Here is a 15,890-nt window from a genome sequence, read left to right as displayed (position 1 = left end):
TAATGATGTTAATTGTTATGTAATCAGATAGATATTGTATTTATCTTGTAAAAAGAAAAAAGCCAGTTTTAGCTGGCTTTTAGTTTTATGCTCTAATAGGTTGATTTTGTATTAGGTCAATATATAAGTTAACCTGTTGTTTTAGGTGTTTTCTTTCATAAATTCCATCAAGGAAACCATGTTCTAATACAAATTCAGAACGCTGAAAACCTTCAGGTAATTCCTTACCTGTTGTGTCTTTTACAACACGTGGACCTGCAAAAGCAATTAATGCATTTGGTTCAGCAATATTAATATCACCAAGCATTGCAAAAGAAGCTGTTGTTCCTCCAGTTGTTGGATCTGTACATAATGAAATGTATGGAATTTTTGCATCTGCTAATTGCGCTAATTTAGCTGAAGTTTTTACTAATTGCATTAATGATAAAGATGCTTCCATCATACGTGCTCCTCCAGATTTAGAAACCATTAAGAAAGGCAATTCGTTTTTGATTGAATAATCAATAGCACGTGCTATTTTTTCTCCAACAACACTTCCCATTGAACCACCAATAAAAGCAAAATCCATTGAAGCAATAACAATGTCTTTCCCCATTGATTTTCCAACGGCAGTTCTAACAGCATCTTTTAACCCTGTTTTCTTTTGAGCAGCCTTTAAGCGATCTGGGTATTTTTTAGTGTCTTCAAATTTTAAAGGGTCTTTCGCAGTTAATTTTGCATCTAACTCTTTAAATTCATTATTGTCAAAAAACAATTCAAAATATTCTTTACTACCTATTCTTACATGGTATCCATCTTCAGGACTTACATATAAGTTTTTCTTTAATTCTTCAGTATCAATAACCTTTCCACTTGGGGTTTTGTACCACAAGCCTTTAGGTGTGTCTTTTTTTTCTTCAGTTGGGGTCTGAATTCCTTTGTCTTTACGTTTAAACCAAGCCATAATATTCGTCTATAGTTATTTGTTTATGTGTATTTGGTTTTCTTTTTCTGTTGCTTATTTTCTTTTTTTGAAAAAGCTAAATTACTATAAAGTATTAACATTATTTAAATCTTCGAAAGCCTTTTTTAATCTTGCTTTAAATGTTTGCTCTCCTTCACGCAACCATTTACGAGGATCGTAGTATTTTTTATTAGGTACATCGCTTCCTTCAGGGTTACCTATTTGTGCTTGTAAATATGCTGATTTCTCAGTGATGTAATCACGAATACCTTCTGTAAAAGCATATTGTAAATCAGTATCAATATTCATTTTAATTACACCGTATCCAATTGCTTCACGAATTTCTTCTAATGTAGATCCTGAACCTCCATGAAAAACGAAATCTATCGTATTATGAGGAACATTGTATTTTTTAGATATGTACTCTTGAGAGTTCTTTAAAATTTTTGGAGTTAATTTTACATTTCCAGGTTTATAAACACCATGAACATTTCCAAAAGCTGCAGCAATGGTAAATTGATCACTTACTTTTAGTAATTCTTCGTAAGCATAAGCTACTTCTTCTGGTTGTGTATATAGTTTAGAAACATCTACATCAGAATTATCAACACCATCTTCTTCACCACCAGTAATTCCTAATTCAATTTCTAAAGTCATACCCATTTTACTCATTCGAGCTAAGTATTTTTTACAAATCTCTATGTTTTCTTCAAGTGGTTCTTCACTTAAATCAATCATATGAGAACTATATAATGACTTACCTGTTTCTTTATAAAACTCTTCACTTGCGTCTAATAAACCATCAATCCAAGGTAATAGTTTTTTAGCAGCGTGGTCAGTATGTAAAATTACTGGTATACCATAAGCTTCAGCTAATAAATGTATATGTTTTGCTCCAGCTACAGCTCCAGCAATGGCAGATTTTTCGTTTTCATTAGATAAACCTTTTCCAGCATTGAATTGCGCACCTCCATTAGAAAATTGAATAATTACAGGTGAATTTAATTCTTTTGCAGTTTCTAAAACTGTATTAATTGTATTTGAACCTACAACATTAACTGCGGGTAAGGCAAAGTTTTTTTCTTTTGCTAATTTAAAAATCTCTTGAACTTCTTTACCTGTGGCAACTCCAGCTTTAATCATTTTTTAATTTTTAGTTTACAGTTGTTTTGAATGACAAATCTACACTTTTTTAGCTAAGTTCCGATGATTTTTTTATGATAACGTTTTCGTTAAAACGGGTAGTTAATACCTATGTTTAATACTGAGCTAGAGAAATTAAAATTATTAAACCATTTATTTTCTGGTAAGTATGGTTCATGAATCTTAAACCCTAAATCTAATCGTGCTATTAAAAATTTGAAGTCATACCGTAAACCAAAACCACTAGCTACCGCTAAATCTTTTATTGATTTAAAGCCATTAAATTTTTCAGATTCATCAATAACATCAGAGTTATTAATGCTCCATATGTTACCAGCATCGGTAAATAAAGCTCCTTTAAGAGACCCTAGTATGTCAAATCGATATTCAAAACTTGTTAGAAATTTAAAACTACCAATGTTATATTCTAAACCAGGAGGTCTTGTCCCTGGTCCTAAATCATAGGTTCTCCATGCTCTAATATCATTTGATCCTCCAGCAAAATAACTACGTGAAAATGGAATATCTGAATTATTATACGTAAAAATAGCTCCTAAAAAAGTTCTATGCGCAAGAACAGAGTTATTACCTAGTTTCCAATATTTTTTATATTCTATATCTGTTTTGAAATATTGAGCTACAGGAATTTTAAATACAGTAGATTGGTTGTTTTCATTTTTTTGTTTTGATAAAATTCCCATTACATTACCGGAGTTTGCTACCCGTATTTTAAAAAAAGAGAAACTTTGATCTTTAGCACTTTGTTGATTGTTGTAGGTGAAACTGTAAGCAATTTCGGGAATTAAAAAATCTGAAGTAACTATTTGGTATCTATTAATGATATTTAAAATTGTTCTTGCATCATCAGGATCGGTTATGCTGCTCGTTATATCTCCAACATATTGTCTTATTTGATTAAAGTTTCCAGAGATATTTAAAGGAATAGGTATAGAAGGGGCTGCTACTTTTCCAATTGCTACCAGCTTATTGTATTCTGACCTATAAATTGAAAAATAGTTTTCAACATTTAAGTTACGAATATATTGCGCGTTTATTAACTCTAATTGTATTGTTTTTTTTCGATTATACTTCCATTTATAATCAATTCCAAGAGATATATTTTGTTTATCTAACCCTATATTTTTTTGGATATTTATCCCTGCAAAGAATTTTGTTTTAGGAAACATTCTTTTAGGGACAAATTTATGTAACCCAAAAGGGGCCATGAACCTAGGGACTTCTAATGAAATATTACTTCCTAATTCCCAACCAGGACCATTATTAGAATTAAAGTAAGAACCAAGTGCGGATAATTTAAATATTTCAGCACCTTTAAATGTGTTTCTATTAACTAAAGAAAACTTTCCAGAAATATCAAAATTTCTAATATTAGACCGCGATAATTCAGTGTCAAATCCTAAAGTGTATTTTTCTTTTGGGGTTAAATAAATGTTTGCTTCTAATTCATGATCGTTTAATTCATTGAACCTAATAGAAGTCGATTTAAAATTTTTTAAACCTCTTAAGTGTGTTCTTGTTAAATTTCGGAGTGTATCACTATACACACTGTTTGGTTTTATAAATAATGATTGTGATAAATATTTAGGATTGTATTTTTGCTTTTCATGAGCTAGATAATTAACGCTTTTATATAATACTGAATCTTTATAGGGAGTATTCTTTTTACTGTAAGAATAATCAGTAACAACATTTATTCTTTTTATTTTTTGAATTTTATATGGTTTTGAAAAATAATTCCCATTTTCTTCAACTGTTCTATCTGAAATAACTAATTCAACGTTTGTTTTATAGCTTGCAGTATCAGATACATAAAAATCGATACTATTATTTTTATCAAAGTGAAAAATACCGTTATTTCTAAAAAGTTTTGTTAATCTATTAGCTTCATCAATAAAATTTTGATCATTATATTGTTGGTTTGATTTTAAGAAGCTTTTGTATTTGTTAATCTTATATATAGAGTCTAGAATTGGAGATTTAATTTCTCTAAAAATAGTATCTAAAAATAAAGCTTTTCCTTTCTTTATATGATACGATATAGCTCCCTTTTTATTAGATATAGTATCTTTTTTTGACGTTACTTTAGCTTTGAAATAACCATGGTTTTGCAAGTAAGTATTTAAATTTTCTATTGTCCTTTTGGTTTTTCTATCATTAATAATAATAGGAGCTTGTCCACTTTTTAGAAACCAATTATTAAAGCTGATAGCAGACTTCGCAACAGATATACTTTGTTTTTCTGAGAAGGTATTTTTAAAGAAAGAGTATGTTTTAGGGTGTTTTTTACCCCACTTACTAGGCGTTTTAGGGCCTTCAGGATTACCTATATTATAAAAATATAAAGATAAAGGTAGACCAAAAGTTTTAGCATTTGGGCGTTGTATTAAAAGTTCATTTAAACTTTCATCTGAAGTTTTTACACTATCAACAAATATGGTATTTCTTGCTAATAGCAACTCGTTTTTTTTTACATATTTTATTGTATTACAAGAATAGAATAATACCAATAATAAAAGGATGAAAGAAAGTTTTTTCATTAACTTTACGCCTCGAATTTAATTACCAAAAATACTGTTTTTTGGTGGTTTTATAATGTTAAAAATTATTTAATGAGTTTATCTAAAAATAATATAAAACTAATAACTAGTTTACAACAAAAAAAGTATAGACAAAAGCATAATTTATTTGTTGCTGAAGGAATAAAAGTAGTAAATGAATTATTAAAATCTAGTTTAGAAGTTTATCAGATATTTTGTGTAGATGAGTCTTTGGAGTTTGAAAAGAATATAGAAGTAATTTTAATTTCTGAAATTGAATTAAAAAAGGTGAGTTCATTAAAAAGTCCAAATAAAGTATTAGCATTATTTAAAATTCCTGAGGAAATATTGACTAGAAAAGATGATTTTATAGTAGCTCTTGATGGAATAAATGATCCTGGTAATTTAGGAACAATTATCCGTTTATGTGATTGGTTCGGTATAAAAGAGCTTGTTTGTTCAGGTAATACAGTAGATTGTTATAATCAAAAAGTGGTGCAATCAACTATGGGGTCTTTAACTAGAGTTAATATTTATTATACTAAGCTATCAGATTATTTACAAACTATAGATTTACCTGTTTTTACTGCAGACATGGATGGTGAAAATGTATATAAAAAATATTCATTACCACAAAAAGCTATTCTAGTTATGGGGAATGAAGCGAATGGTATTTCGTCAGAAGTTGCTGCTATTGTTGAAAATAAATTAACTATACCTCGATTTGGAGAAACTCAGCAAACTGAAAGTTTAAATGTTGCTACAGCTACAGCAATTTTATTAAGTGAGTTTAAAAGAAGGCTAGTTTAGTTTTCTGTAAAGTTTAAAGAGAACTCAAGATTATTACTAACAACCCCTAACTGTTTAAGAGATACATATTCTTTTTCTTCTTTCCATTTACCAATATATGGATTGTAGTTACATTCTGTTGAATGGAACCACTCCTTTTCATTTCTTTGCTCTGGAACTCTATTGTCTACGCACATATATTTAAACTCACAATCTTTACAAACATCACAAATATCTTTATGAACGTTCCAAAGCTTTTGAAATTTATTACTGCTAATAACTCCATTGAGTTTTTGTATTAAATTTAAATCAGTCAGATTAGCAAATACATCTACAGATTCGGGTGTGTTTTTAATTTCTCCTTTATTTCCGATGTATATTTTTTTATTAAAATAATTATGGTGAAAATGAGATTCTACGAATAATTGGTAATTAAAATCTACAGAATCTCTATGTACAAAAGGTCTGTTATCTTTTTGAGTAATTAGTATTCTAAATCTATTTTTTTCTAGTAACATTTCTTTGTTGTTTGTTACAATAGTAACAGATTCAGGGAAAGATTTATCTTTTATTTTTTCTTCAATCTGATTAATAATATTATTGTTAAGATGGATAACTAAATTTGGGATACAAATTTTTTCGCAAATATCAATTACTTTGTCGATTCCTAAAGAAGTAGAGTAGTTGTAAATTAAAAACTCAATGTGATATTTTGATGCGTATTGCAACTTTTTTTCAGGAAAGTTATTTTTAATATTTTCAGGAATTTTATAAACCATTCTATTTTCTATCAAAAAATCAAATAAACCAGGCGTTACGTCTTCTTTTTTAAAAAAACGCTTTTTTATTAATCTATGAATTTCAACAGCTTGATTGTTTTCTATATGAAATAGTTCATTGTTTTTAAAATTACCTAAAATACTTTTTTTATAGCCTTTAGTTAAAGTTAAGTTACTTGAAATTACAAACATGTTTAAACTATTTTTTTTGTGGGTACTGTAAAAAAGTTCCAATTTGACCTACTGTTTTTTGAGTAAAAACTATTGGTCTCTTTTTTGATAAATCCTTTTTTAGAAAATGAACGGGTATTTAACATATCTAATGGAAATTTATGCTTCTTAATAAAGTCTTTATATTCTTTAGTGTCCTTCATATTCAATTATTTCTTGTGCAATTACTTTATTTAAATCTATGCCACAAACAGCACCTAAATATCCAAACTGACCAATAGGATTTACTTCTAAAAAGCAATACTCATCATCTTCCGTATAAATAAAATCAAAAGAGCCTGTATTTAATTTTAAAGACTTCATTAATTGGAAAATTTTTGTTTTGAGAGAATCAGGAATCGTATAGGGTTCGTCTAAGTATGGGTTTTCTGTATTGTACACACGACAATCAACAGCAGATTCTTCATTCATTTGAGAGAAAATAGCCATTGCGTAAATTTTTTTCAAGAAAACGAAGACTCTAATTTCAAATAGTTTTTTTATTTCTTTTTGAATAAGGGAAGTCATGAACTCTTCAGAAGAAGAAGTGTTTTCTATTCGTGCTGTGTAATTTAAAAACTTTTGAGTTTTTGTTTCCATTTCTAGCGGAATCGCAAGAGTTTTTGATATGTAATTTTCGTTTGAATTTAAATTATTGAAGTTTGTTTTTAAATAAGTATGAGGAATTTTAAAACCACATTTTTTAGACTCCTCTAAAACAATAAGCTTGTTAATAAGAGCTAAACCCCATAAGCCAATAATATTATATTTTTTTTGAAAAAAATATGCAAGAAATTCATCTAAATTCTGAATATAACTGTAAAAGTAATCTTTAACTGAGTTCTGTTTTAATAAAGTGTCTGGTATTTTATTGACATTGAATTTTAACTCACCATTTCTAATAAAAACAGTTTTCAACTTATTTAAGTTTATTATAGTTTCATCTTTTTTATCATCAATTAATAAAATCATCTCTTCAGTTTGCATGTTGTAATTATAAATACTAACAACATCGTTATAAGTATTAATGCAAAAAAAGTTAACTTTAAAATATGCTAACCAATCAGCAATAGATTTTAAATTCCTGTCATTTTCAGAAGATAGTATTAAAAATTCTGGGTGTTTTATTATTTTTTGATTCATGAATAATAATGAAAACCACCACTTTTAAGTGGTGGTTGGTGTTATTTAAAATCTGAATGTTTGTTTTTTAGCATACACATCAAGGTCATAATGACCATTAATATAACATCTAGCAGCTAAATCACCTTGAGTTTCACCATTTGGACCTACGCTTTGTGTTTGTTCCCAATTTGGAGCTCCCCCTTTTATTTTGTTTAATTCTGATTTTTCGTTTTCAAATTTTTTAAAACTTTCAAATTTTTTCATGATTAATAGATTTTGGTAAGGCCTACAAGTTTGTAAGTGTAGTCTTCTTGTTAATAAATACTTGCATAGTTTTTTAATCTGACAATTAAATAATCTATGACTTGGGTAAAGTGTGTCAGCACTTATTTGTTTATATAACCAAGTATAGAGTACTTATTTTTATTACCCTTATTAAATGATTAAAAATGAAAATTTTTAAAATAGTTGCTTATATTTTGTTTTAATTTATTGATATTGTGTTGTTTAAAGGATTATCTAATTCTATTCATATTTCTATTAATGTTTTTGTTTGTATTATTAATTTTATTAATTTTTCCAAAAGAGTATTTTAATGAAAAGGCTATTTCATTAGCATCTGTAAAAAAAACATTTTTGACATTTAACTTTTGTAAAGAATAAGTTTCTCTAAACTCCATAGTATTAAAAATATCATTGAAACTAACAGTGAAGTCTAATGAGTTAAATAGTTTCTTATGCAACGAAGCATTTAAAACAAAAATTGATTCTCTCGTAAATATTCCCTCTTTTCTGTTTGTTAGTCCCCAAAAGTCAAAAGCAAAAGAACTTGATTTGTTTATTTTAAATTGATGATTAGAGTAGTAGTAAAGGTAAGGTGAGAGCGAAGTATTTAAAGCTCTAGCATCATTGATAGTATTTAAATGAAAGCTTATTGTATTTGATGATGACCAGAGCTTATATTTTTTAGGAATATTCACTTCTAAATTCACTCCTTTTTCATGTACTAGATTTGTAGGGTAAATAAGAGTTTTATTATTGTTCTCATCATAATGAAAACTATAAAATATAGGATTTTGTTTATGATAATAATTAAAATTAATAGAGTTTTTATTGAATTGATACCTTATGGAAACTTCATTTGTTATAGATGGGGTTAAATGTAAATTACCTCTAAATTCTAAAAAAGGATTAATAAAAGCTGAAGTAGAGGTGGTTGATGAATAATTTGGTCTAGTAATATTTTTACTGTAGTTAAGAGATATAGTTTTCTTCTTATTTATAGCATAAGCGATATTCAATTTTGGAAAAAAAACTGTATTATTTTTCTTAAAAATGATGTTTGAGTTTTTTGAATATTTTCCATCAGTTTCGTTATTTTCAAATCGTAAGCCTAGAGAATATTTTAAGGTGCTTAAGTTATTTGAATACTGGATATACGCAGCTTTATTTTTTTCTGTGAAATAATAATTCTGCTTTATAGTATTAGTAAATGTGTTTATAGTAGAATTTGTAGAGGTATTAGTGTAGCTTACACCTATTTCTAAGATCTTTTTTTTCTTAATTTTTTTTGTGTAGTTACTTTTTAGAGTATAGGTGTTTATGTTGAATTTTTGTAATCTATTTATAGTAGTTGTAATAGGTGTTACATTGAATTTATTAGTGATAGAATTGGTTATTCTTTGGTCATAAAAGGTATACTGGGCGCCGAAGAAAAACTCATTAGAATTATTTAGAGATTTTATATAATTTATATTTGAAGTAGAAAAATAACGATTACCATCATTAAAGCTTTTTGTATTTATAATATCACTATTAATGTTTGTTATTGTGTTTATAGTAAAAGGTTCCTTTTGTGTACGGAGATTAGAATTAACAGATAGATGATTGTTTTTATTAAACTGATATGAAAAACTACCTTGAATAATGGCTTGCTTTCTATTTGTTTTAGCTACTACTAAATAATCAGAAGAAATACCTTTATAAGGTATTTGATAATCTGCACTATTACTTTCCCATATTTTTAAATTATTAAAAGAAATGTTTAAGTTGAATCTTGCTTTTTGATGTTTAAAATTAGTAGAAGCATTAAGGTAATTATTAAAGTGTTTTTTAAAAGAAGTTGTTTCAGTTACTGATATTTTCATTCCGTCTTGAATTTCTTTTTTTAAAGTAATAAGTAACAAACTCCTGCCTTCTGCTTCATATTTTGAAGACGGATTATTAATGATTTCAATTTTTTCAATTTGTGAAACACTAAGGTTATTTAAATCATCAATAGAAATCCTTTGATGGCCAATATAAATAAGTGGATTTCCTTTGCCAATTACTTCTATAGATGATTTATTAGATGCTATTTGTATTCTAGGTAATTTAGATAATAAATCTAAAATATTAGATTCTTTTGATAATCTTGTTTTTGCTACATTAATAATTATGTTGCCATTTTTATTTTCAATTACTTTTTTTGAAGCTGTAATTTCTACTTCAGATAAAATGTTGTTTTTTTCTATAAATTCAAGTTTTAAATGTTGATTACTTTCTAGTTTTATTTCTTTTGAAATTTCAAAATAGCCTAATGAATTTACTTTTAAAAAATAGTTTCCTTTTTTTACCTTTTCTAGATGAAATTTCCCATTATTAATAAAAGTGTATTTAATAATTTTATTATCAATTTTTGAAATTAATAAAACATCACCAATTGTTATAACTTCTTTATTCTGGGTTGAAACAATTCCTGAAATATTGAACTGTTCTTGGCTAAAGATTGAGTTAAGGGAAGTGAAAAAAATAAATACTATAATGAGGTGCTTCATGAATTAAAATTTTGAAGCAAAAAACAGTAATAAAAAAATAAAATAAGAAAGGAAAGAGGGGGATTTTGGTACTAGTACCGCTACTATTTTTTGAAATTAAGTATTAATTCTTTTCTGTTGGAAATATTTAATTTATGGTAAATGTTGGTTATGTGTGTTTTAACAGTGTTTAAACTAATATATAATTCGTTAGCAATTTCTTTATTGCTTTTACCTGAGATAATTAAATTTTTGATGATCTTTTCTTGTTTACTGAGTTCAGGCTGAGAAATATTTTTTGTTTTTCTAATGATTTTTATGCCGAGAATAAGTAATAGTAGGGTAATACTTATTAAAAAATAATTTAATGATTTACTTTTTACGTAGGCATTTTGAACTTCATTAATTTTTATTTTTAAAAGCTCTTTTTCTAAAAAAGCATACTCTTCAGGTATAATATTGCTTTGTGTTAGTTCACTTAATAATGATTTGTAGTAATTGATGTTTAGTAAAACGTCTTTTTTTAAAAGTCCTTTATTATGAAGTTTTTTAAAACTTAAAACCTTTACAGCCAAAATTTGTAAAGAATCTTTTGAATATGAACGTATTTGATTTAAATACGTTTTTTGAGGCTTCTTATTTAAGTTTTGTTCAAAAAAAAGTAATTTTTTCCATTCGTCCTCAGCCTTTTTAAGGCTATAATGAGTACTATTATCTCTTGAGATATTATTAAGTGAATCTTTTAATAATTCTTGAGATTTATAATCAAAATTTAATTGAATTTTGTTTTGTGCATATAATTGAGAACAATAAAATGTAAGAACCAACACGTAGTATATTGGTTGATTAATTCTTATGTTCTTAAAATAACCCATTAATTTGAGCATCAATTTTATCAATGATTGTTCCTAAATCCTCTTGATTTTCAACAAAGTCTAAATTGTCAACATCTATAATAAGTAATTTTCCTTTGCTATATGTGCTAATCCATGCCTCATATCGCTCATTTAATCTACTTAAATAATCAATACTAATAGAGTTTTCATACTCTCTTCCTCTTTTATGAATCTGTCCAACTAGAGTAGAAATATCAGCACGTAAATAAATTAATAAATCTGGAGGAGTAACTAAATTTTCCATTAATTCAAATAAAGAACTATAATTACTATAGTCTCTATTAGTCATTAATCCCATTGCATGTAAGTTAGGGGCAAAAATATGAGCATCTTCATATATGGTTCTGTCTTGGATAATTTTTTTTCCAGATTTGCGCAATTCTAATACTTGGCGAAAGCGACTATTCAAGAAAAACACCTGTAAGTTAAAAGACCAACGCTCCATCTCAGCATAAAAATCATCTAAATACGGATTTTCATCTACAGATTCAAAGTGAGGCTCCCAATTGTAATGTTTTGCTAATAATTTAGTTAGGGTGGTTTTTCCCGCACCAATATTTCCGGCAATAGCTACATGCATAATTTGTGAATTTCTATGCGTAAAACTACATAAAAAATTAGAAATGAAAAGAGGTTTAACAAATCAATTTATAACCATAACCTCGAATGTTAACAATTTGTACATTATTATCTTTCTGAAGTTTTTTTCTAAGCTTAGAAATAAACACATCCATACTACGAGCATTAAAAAAATCATCATTACCCCATAGTTTCTTTAAAATAAAAGCTCTATCCAAAACTTCATTTTTCTTTTGTGATAGGTGAAAAAGCAGCTCGTTTTCTCTATGTGTCAATAACTCAGAATCAGTTTTAAAGGTTAAAACTTGTTTAGGATAGTTTAAAATGTAATTACCAATTGTGATTTTTTCTTGGTTAACTTTTAATAAGTTTCTATCAAGTAATGATTGAACTCTAACAATAAGTTCTTCCATTGAAAAAGGTTTTTTTAAATAATCGTTACCGCCGTGATTAAACCCATCAAGTACATCTTTAGTTTGTGATTTCGCTGTTAAAAAAATGATAGGAATTTGTTTGTTTTCCAATCTTATTTCTTTTGCTAATGTAAAACCATCTTTTTTAGGCATCATTACGTCTAAAACTAATACATCAGGATTTATTTCATTATAAAACCTTAAAGCTTCTTCACCATCATGTGCATGATGAACTTCAAAATTCCTCGTTTCTAGACTTTCTTGAATAATTTGACCTAAACTAGGTTCATCTTCAGCTAAAAGAAGTTTTATTTTTTTATCCATTTGGTAAGTTAATTTTAAAGATAGTGTGTTTAGAGTTTGATATTAGAAAAATAGACCCCTCATGTTTTTCAATGATTTTTTTAGTATAATATAATCCAATACCAAATCCTTTTACGTCATGAGTATTTCCTTTAGGAACTCTATAGAATTTATCAAAAATTCGTTCTTGTTGGTTTTTTTCTATTCCTTTTCCATTATCTGCTACTGATATTTCAAGGGTATTTAAAACTTTGTTAACGTTTATTTCAATAATATCACCTCCATATTTTACAGCATTATCAATTAGGTTTGATACAGCATTTTCAAAATGGAACGTATCAACCTCTGTGTAGTGATTTTCAATACTAGAAGAGAAAGTAATCGTTTTAGAATTGTTAATTAATTGATGCTTTTTTGATGTTTTTTCTATTAAATCAATGATGTTTACTTCTTCTTTTTTTAAGAGTAACTTCTCACTATCTAAAGTAGCAGTTTCTAATAATTTTTCAACCATTTGGTGCAGTTTTTTTAGCTGAATAGAAGAAATAGAAAGGTACTTTTTAGTTTTTTCTTTGTCATCAATCATGTTGAAATTATCAATAGCCTCGATAGCTGCGGATACAGTTGTAATAGGTGTTTTAAATTCGTGTGTTATATTACTAATAAGATCATTTTTTATTTCGGCAAGTTCCTTTTGTTTGTTAATAATTCGAAGTAAATAAAATAAACTACTAATAACAGCTAATGATAAAATAAATGAGAGTAAAATACCAGTAGAACTTCTTTTTAAAGCTTCAATAGTTGGGTTACCATAATGCAAAGCAATTTCTTCATCCAGTTTTAAAAAAGTAGATTTAGCTTCACTAACTAAAGGAAACGTTTCATAGGGTGTCATTTTATTACTAAATATGATAGAATCCTTTTTTTTATGTTGAAAATAATAAGAAGTTAAAATCCCTTTATTTTGCAAGTCTTTACGTAATATTGAATCTATTTTTGTATGGTTTATTGTATCATTTTTAATTGAAATAAACATAGTTTGTAAACCTTTAATAAGTTTTAAACTATCCGTAGCTCGCTTACCAGTGAAAACTTTAACCTTGCTAATTTTGTTGTTAGAATTTATATGAATTCCAGTTTTTTTATCTTTTGAAAACTGTGTAAGTCCAACAATTGGAGTTGGTTTCTTTTTTGATTTATTTATATCCGAGTTTATATCACACATTATGGAATCTATAAAAATAGAATCCATTGCTTCAAATTCCTTAGAACTATCAGTAGTAAATTCTAATGATGATATTTTAAAAGAAACCGAGTCCTTTACTTTTGTTTTCTTTAGAGGAGAGAAAATATCATTTAAAATATTTTGTTTAGCTAAACTATCTTGTTTAGTAGGTTTTTTAGGTTGTATAATAGCAAAAAAGTTTTCTTTACTAAGTTTAAGAAAGTATTCTTCAATAGAACTGTCTAGACTTTCTTGTATCTCATTTATAACATATTGTTTGTTTTGCTCATAGTTTTTATAATTCCAATAAAACTGAACAGCAATAGTTGCTAAAATTGTAGCAGAGATTAAATAAAAAATCCAACGATGCTTTTTTTCATTCATATTTCAAAGGTAAGAAGTTAAAGTATATAAAAATTAACGGTTAACACTCGTTAACACTTGTTAACTAAGAGGTAATTAATTGATTTACATATTTGTGGTGTCAAAATAATTATAAAATGAAAAGAATACTAGTTTTTACCGCATTATTAACGGTTTCATCTTTATTAAAAGCACAAACTGTAGTTTATACATCTAATGGAAATGAAATGATGAGTGAATTAAGTTTTAAAAAAGAAAGAAATATTATCAAGAAAAAATTTAGTAAAATTTTTAATAAAGAAATGTTTGTTGGAACAAAAATTAAAAAAACAGAAAGAAGAAATGATTCAATAATTCATTTTATATCATTTGATGTAAAGGATAAGAAATCAAAGAAGTCAAAAATGGAGAGCTTATTGGGAAAGGAATTTCCAAACTTTAAATTTAAAGATATTACAGGGAAAGAAATTTCATTAGAGTCATTAAAAGGAAAACCTACTCTTATAAATTTTTGGTTTACCAAATGCCCACCTTGTATTGATGAAATGCCACATTTAAATAAGCTTAAAAAGAAATATAATAATTCAATGAATTTTATTTCTATGACTTATGAAAATAAAGATGCAGTAAATAAATTTTTATCTAAAAAGGAATTCAATTTTAAACATATTGTTGATGTAAAAGAATTTACAGATAAATTAGAAATAGAGTCATTTCCTTTAAATGTTTTTTTAGATGAAAATTTAAAAATAAAAGTGCTAGAATCAGGATTGCCATATCAAAGAGTAAATGGGAAAATGGTTATAAAGAGTGCAGATAGTTTTGAAGATATAATAAAAACCTTAAATATAAAATAATGAAAAAAATAATTTTAATAGGATTAATATTAAGTGGAGTATTAATGAATGCTCAAAGCTTTCAAGGAAAGGCAACCTATAAAACACATCGAAAATTTGATTTAAATTTAGATAAAGGAAAGGGGAAGGCTAAAGCTAAAGGAATGATAGACGATGCATTGCAAAATCAATTGAAGGCTCAATTAATGAAGCAGTTTCAAAAAACATATACCTTAAATTTTAATAAATCAGAATCTACGTATAAGCAAAACGAAGAATTATCATCACCAGGTGGTCAAATGAATGGAGTTCGAATTCAAATTATGGGTAATGGCGGTGGATCTGATATTTTGTATAAGAATATCAATGAAAAAAGATTTTCTAACAAAACAGAAATTAGTGGTAAGCGCTTTTTAATTAAAGACAAACTAACAGATTACGGATGGGAAATGAGTGGTGAAACAAAAAACATTGGAAACTATACATGTTATAAAGCTACTAGAAAAAGAGAAGAGCCTAGAACTTCTTTTTCAATGACCGATGGAGAAAGGGAAGAGAAAAAAGAAACTGTGACAATAGAAACCATAGCTTGGTATACGCCTCAAATACCAGTTAGTAATGGCCCAGGAAGGTTTTGGGGATTACCAGGTTTAATTTTAGAAATTCAAGATGGAAAGCAGACTATTGTTTGTACAGAAATAGTATTAAACCCATCAGAGAAGATGGCTATTAAAGAGCCTAAAAAAGGAAAAAAAGTAACTCAAGAAAAGTTTGATAAAATAATGATTGAACACTCTAAAGATAGTATGGAGCGTTTTAAAAATAAACGTAAAAGTAAAGACGGAAATTCTTACAGTATTGAAATTCAAGGATAGCAAATTAAACCTTTGATGTTGTTTGTAGTCTAATTCTTAAATATTAAGAATTATTCAA

The 15,890-nt window shown here is 27.0% G+C and carries 14 protein-coding genes; 3 read left to right on the top strand and 11 right to left on the bottom strand.

Annotation, left to right across the window (positions count from 1 at the left end; translation table 11 throughout):
- Positions 1 to 85 precede the first annotated feature (85 nt).
- The 3 genes from accD to DS884_RS11885 all read right to left on the bottom strand — a co-directional run bounded on the left by accD (position 86) and on the right by DS884_RS11885 (position 4,644).
- Positions 86 to 943 (bottom strand): acetyl-CoA carboxylase, carboxyltransferase subunit beta, encoded by an 858-nt coding sequence (accD, locus tag DS884_RS11895; protein WP_093870263.1) that lies wholly within the window; start codon positions 941 to 943, stop codon positions 86 to 88.
- 84 nt (positions 944 to 1,027) lie between these two features.
- Entirely contained in the window at positions 1,028 to 2,086 is a 1,059-nt protein-coding gene (gene fbaA, locus DS884_RS11890; RefSeq protein WP_113786902.1) for a class II fructose-bisphosphate aldolase, read from the bottom strand.
- Positions 2,087 to 2,175: 89 nt separating this feature from the next.
- Positions 2,176 to 4,644, bottom strand: coding sequence for a BamA/TamA family outer membrane protein (locus tag DS884_RS11885; RefSeq protein ID WP_113786901.1), 2,469 nt, complete (start codon positions 4,642 to 4,644; stop codon positions 2,176 to 2,178).
- Between the two features lie 72 nt (positions 4,645 to 4,716).
- On the opposite strand from DS884_RS11885, the gene DS884_RS11880 reads away from it, so the two are divergent.
- Entirely contained in the window at positions 4,717 to 5,454 is a 738-nt protein-coding gene (locus DS884_RS11880; protein ID WP_113786900.1) for a TrmH family RNA methyltransferase, read from the top strand.
- On the opposite strand, the gene DS884_RS11875 is transcribed toward DS884_RS11880, so the two are convergent.
- The 8 genes from DS884_RS11875 to DS884_RS11835 all read right to left on the bottom strand — a co-directional run bounded on the left by DS884_RS11875 (position 5,451) and on the right by DS884_RS11835 (position 14,142).
- On the bottom strand, positions 5,451 to 6,404 hold the full coding sequence (locus tag DS884_RS11875; RefSeq protein WP_093870267.1) for a hypothetical protein: 954 nt from the start codon (positions 6,402 to 6,404) through the stop codon (positions 5,451 to 5,453). The genes DS884_RS11880 and DS884_RS11875 overlap by 4 nt on opposite strands.
- Positions 6,405 to 6,572: 168 nt before the next feature.
- Complete coding sequence (locus DS884_RS11865; RefSeq protein ID WP_113786899.1) at positions 6,573 to 7,565, bottom strand: hypothetical protein; 993 nt, start codon at positions 7,563 to 7,565, stop codon at positions 6,573 to 6,575.
- Between the two features lie 45 nt (positions 7,566 to 7,610).
- Entirely contained in the window at positions 7,611 to 7,811 is a 201-nt protein-coding gene (locus DS884_RS11860; protein ID WP_093870270.1) for a hypothetical protein, read from the bottom strand.
- 251 nt (positions 7,812 to 8,062) lie between these two features.
- On the bottom strand, positions 8,063 to 10,363 hold the full coding sequence (locus DS884_RS11855) for an outer membrane beta-barrel family protein (protein WP_113786898.1): 2,301 nt from the start codon (positions 10,361 to 10,363) through the stop codon (positions 8,063 to 8,065).
- 83 nt (positions 10,364 to 10,446) lie between these two features.
- The gene (locus DS884_RS11850; protein ID WP_199488206.1) at positions 10,447 to 11,217 is read right to left on the bottom strand and encodes a response regulator transcription factor; all 771 of its coding nucleotides are present in this window, start codon (positions 11,215 to 11,217) and stop codon (positions 10,447 to 10,449) included.
- Positions 11,204 to 11,818: a deoxynucleoside kinase gene (locus DS884_RS11845; protein ID WP_113786897.1), complete on the bottom strand. Its 615-nt coding sequence runs from the start codon at positions 11,816 to 11,818 to the stop codon at positions 11,204 to 11,206. The genes DS884_RS11850 and DS884_RS11845 overlap by 14 nt, the downstream gene beginning before the upstream one ends.
- A gap of 55 nt (positions 11,819 to 11,873) precedes the next feature.
- Entirely contained in the window at positions 11,874 to 12,554 is a 681-nt protein-coding gene (locus DS884_RS11840; RefSeq protein WP_093870274.1) for a response regulator transcription factor, read from the bottom strand.
- Positions 12,547 to 14,142: a sensor histidine kinase gene (locus DS884_RS11835; RefSeq protein ID WP_113786896.1), complete on the bottom strand. Its 1,596-nt coding sequence runs from the start codon at positions 14,140 to 14,142 to the stop codon at positions 12,547 to 12,549. Before DS884_RS11835 ends, DS884_RS11840 begins: the two co-directional genes overlap by 8 nt.
- A 116-nt stretch (positions 14,143 to 14,258) precedes the next feature.
- On the opposite strand from DS884_RS11835, the gene DS884_RS11830 reads away from it, so the two are divergent.
- On the top strand, positions 14,259 to 14,978 hold the full coding sequence (locus DS884_RS11830; RefSeq protein ID WP_113786895.1) for a TlpA family protein disulfide reductase: 720 nt from the start codon (positions 14,259 to 14,261) through the stop codon (positions 14,976 to 14,978).
- Positions 14,978 to 15,832 (top strand): GLPGLI family protein, encoded by an 855-nt coding sequence (locus tag DS884_RS11825; protein ID WP_113786894.1) that lies wholly within the window; start codon positions 14,978 to 14,980, stop codon positions 15,830 to 15,832. The genes DS884_RS11830 and DS884_RS11825 overlap by 1 nt, the downstream gene beginning before the upstream one ends.
- Positions 15,833 to 15,890: the final 58 nt, after the last annotated feature.

This window comes from Tenacibaculum sp. E3R01 (assembly GCF_003318185.1).
Taxonomy (GTDB): Bacteria; Bacteroidota; Bacteroidia; order Flavobacteriales; family Flavobacteriaceae; genus Polaribacter; species Polaribacter halocynthiae.
Note: the sequence above shows the minus strand (reverse complement) of the source record. Positions and strands in the feature narration are given on the sequence as shown.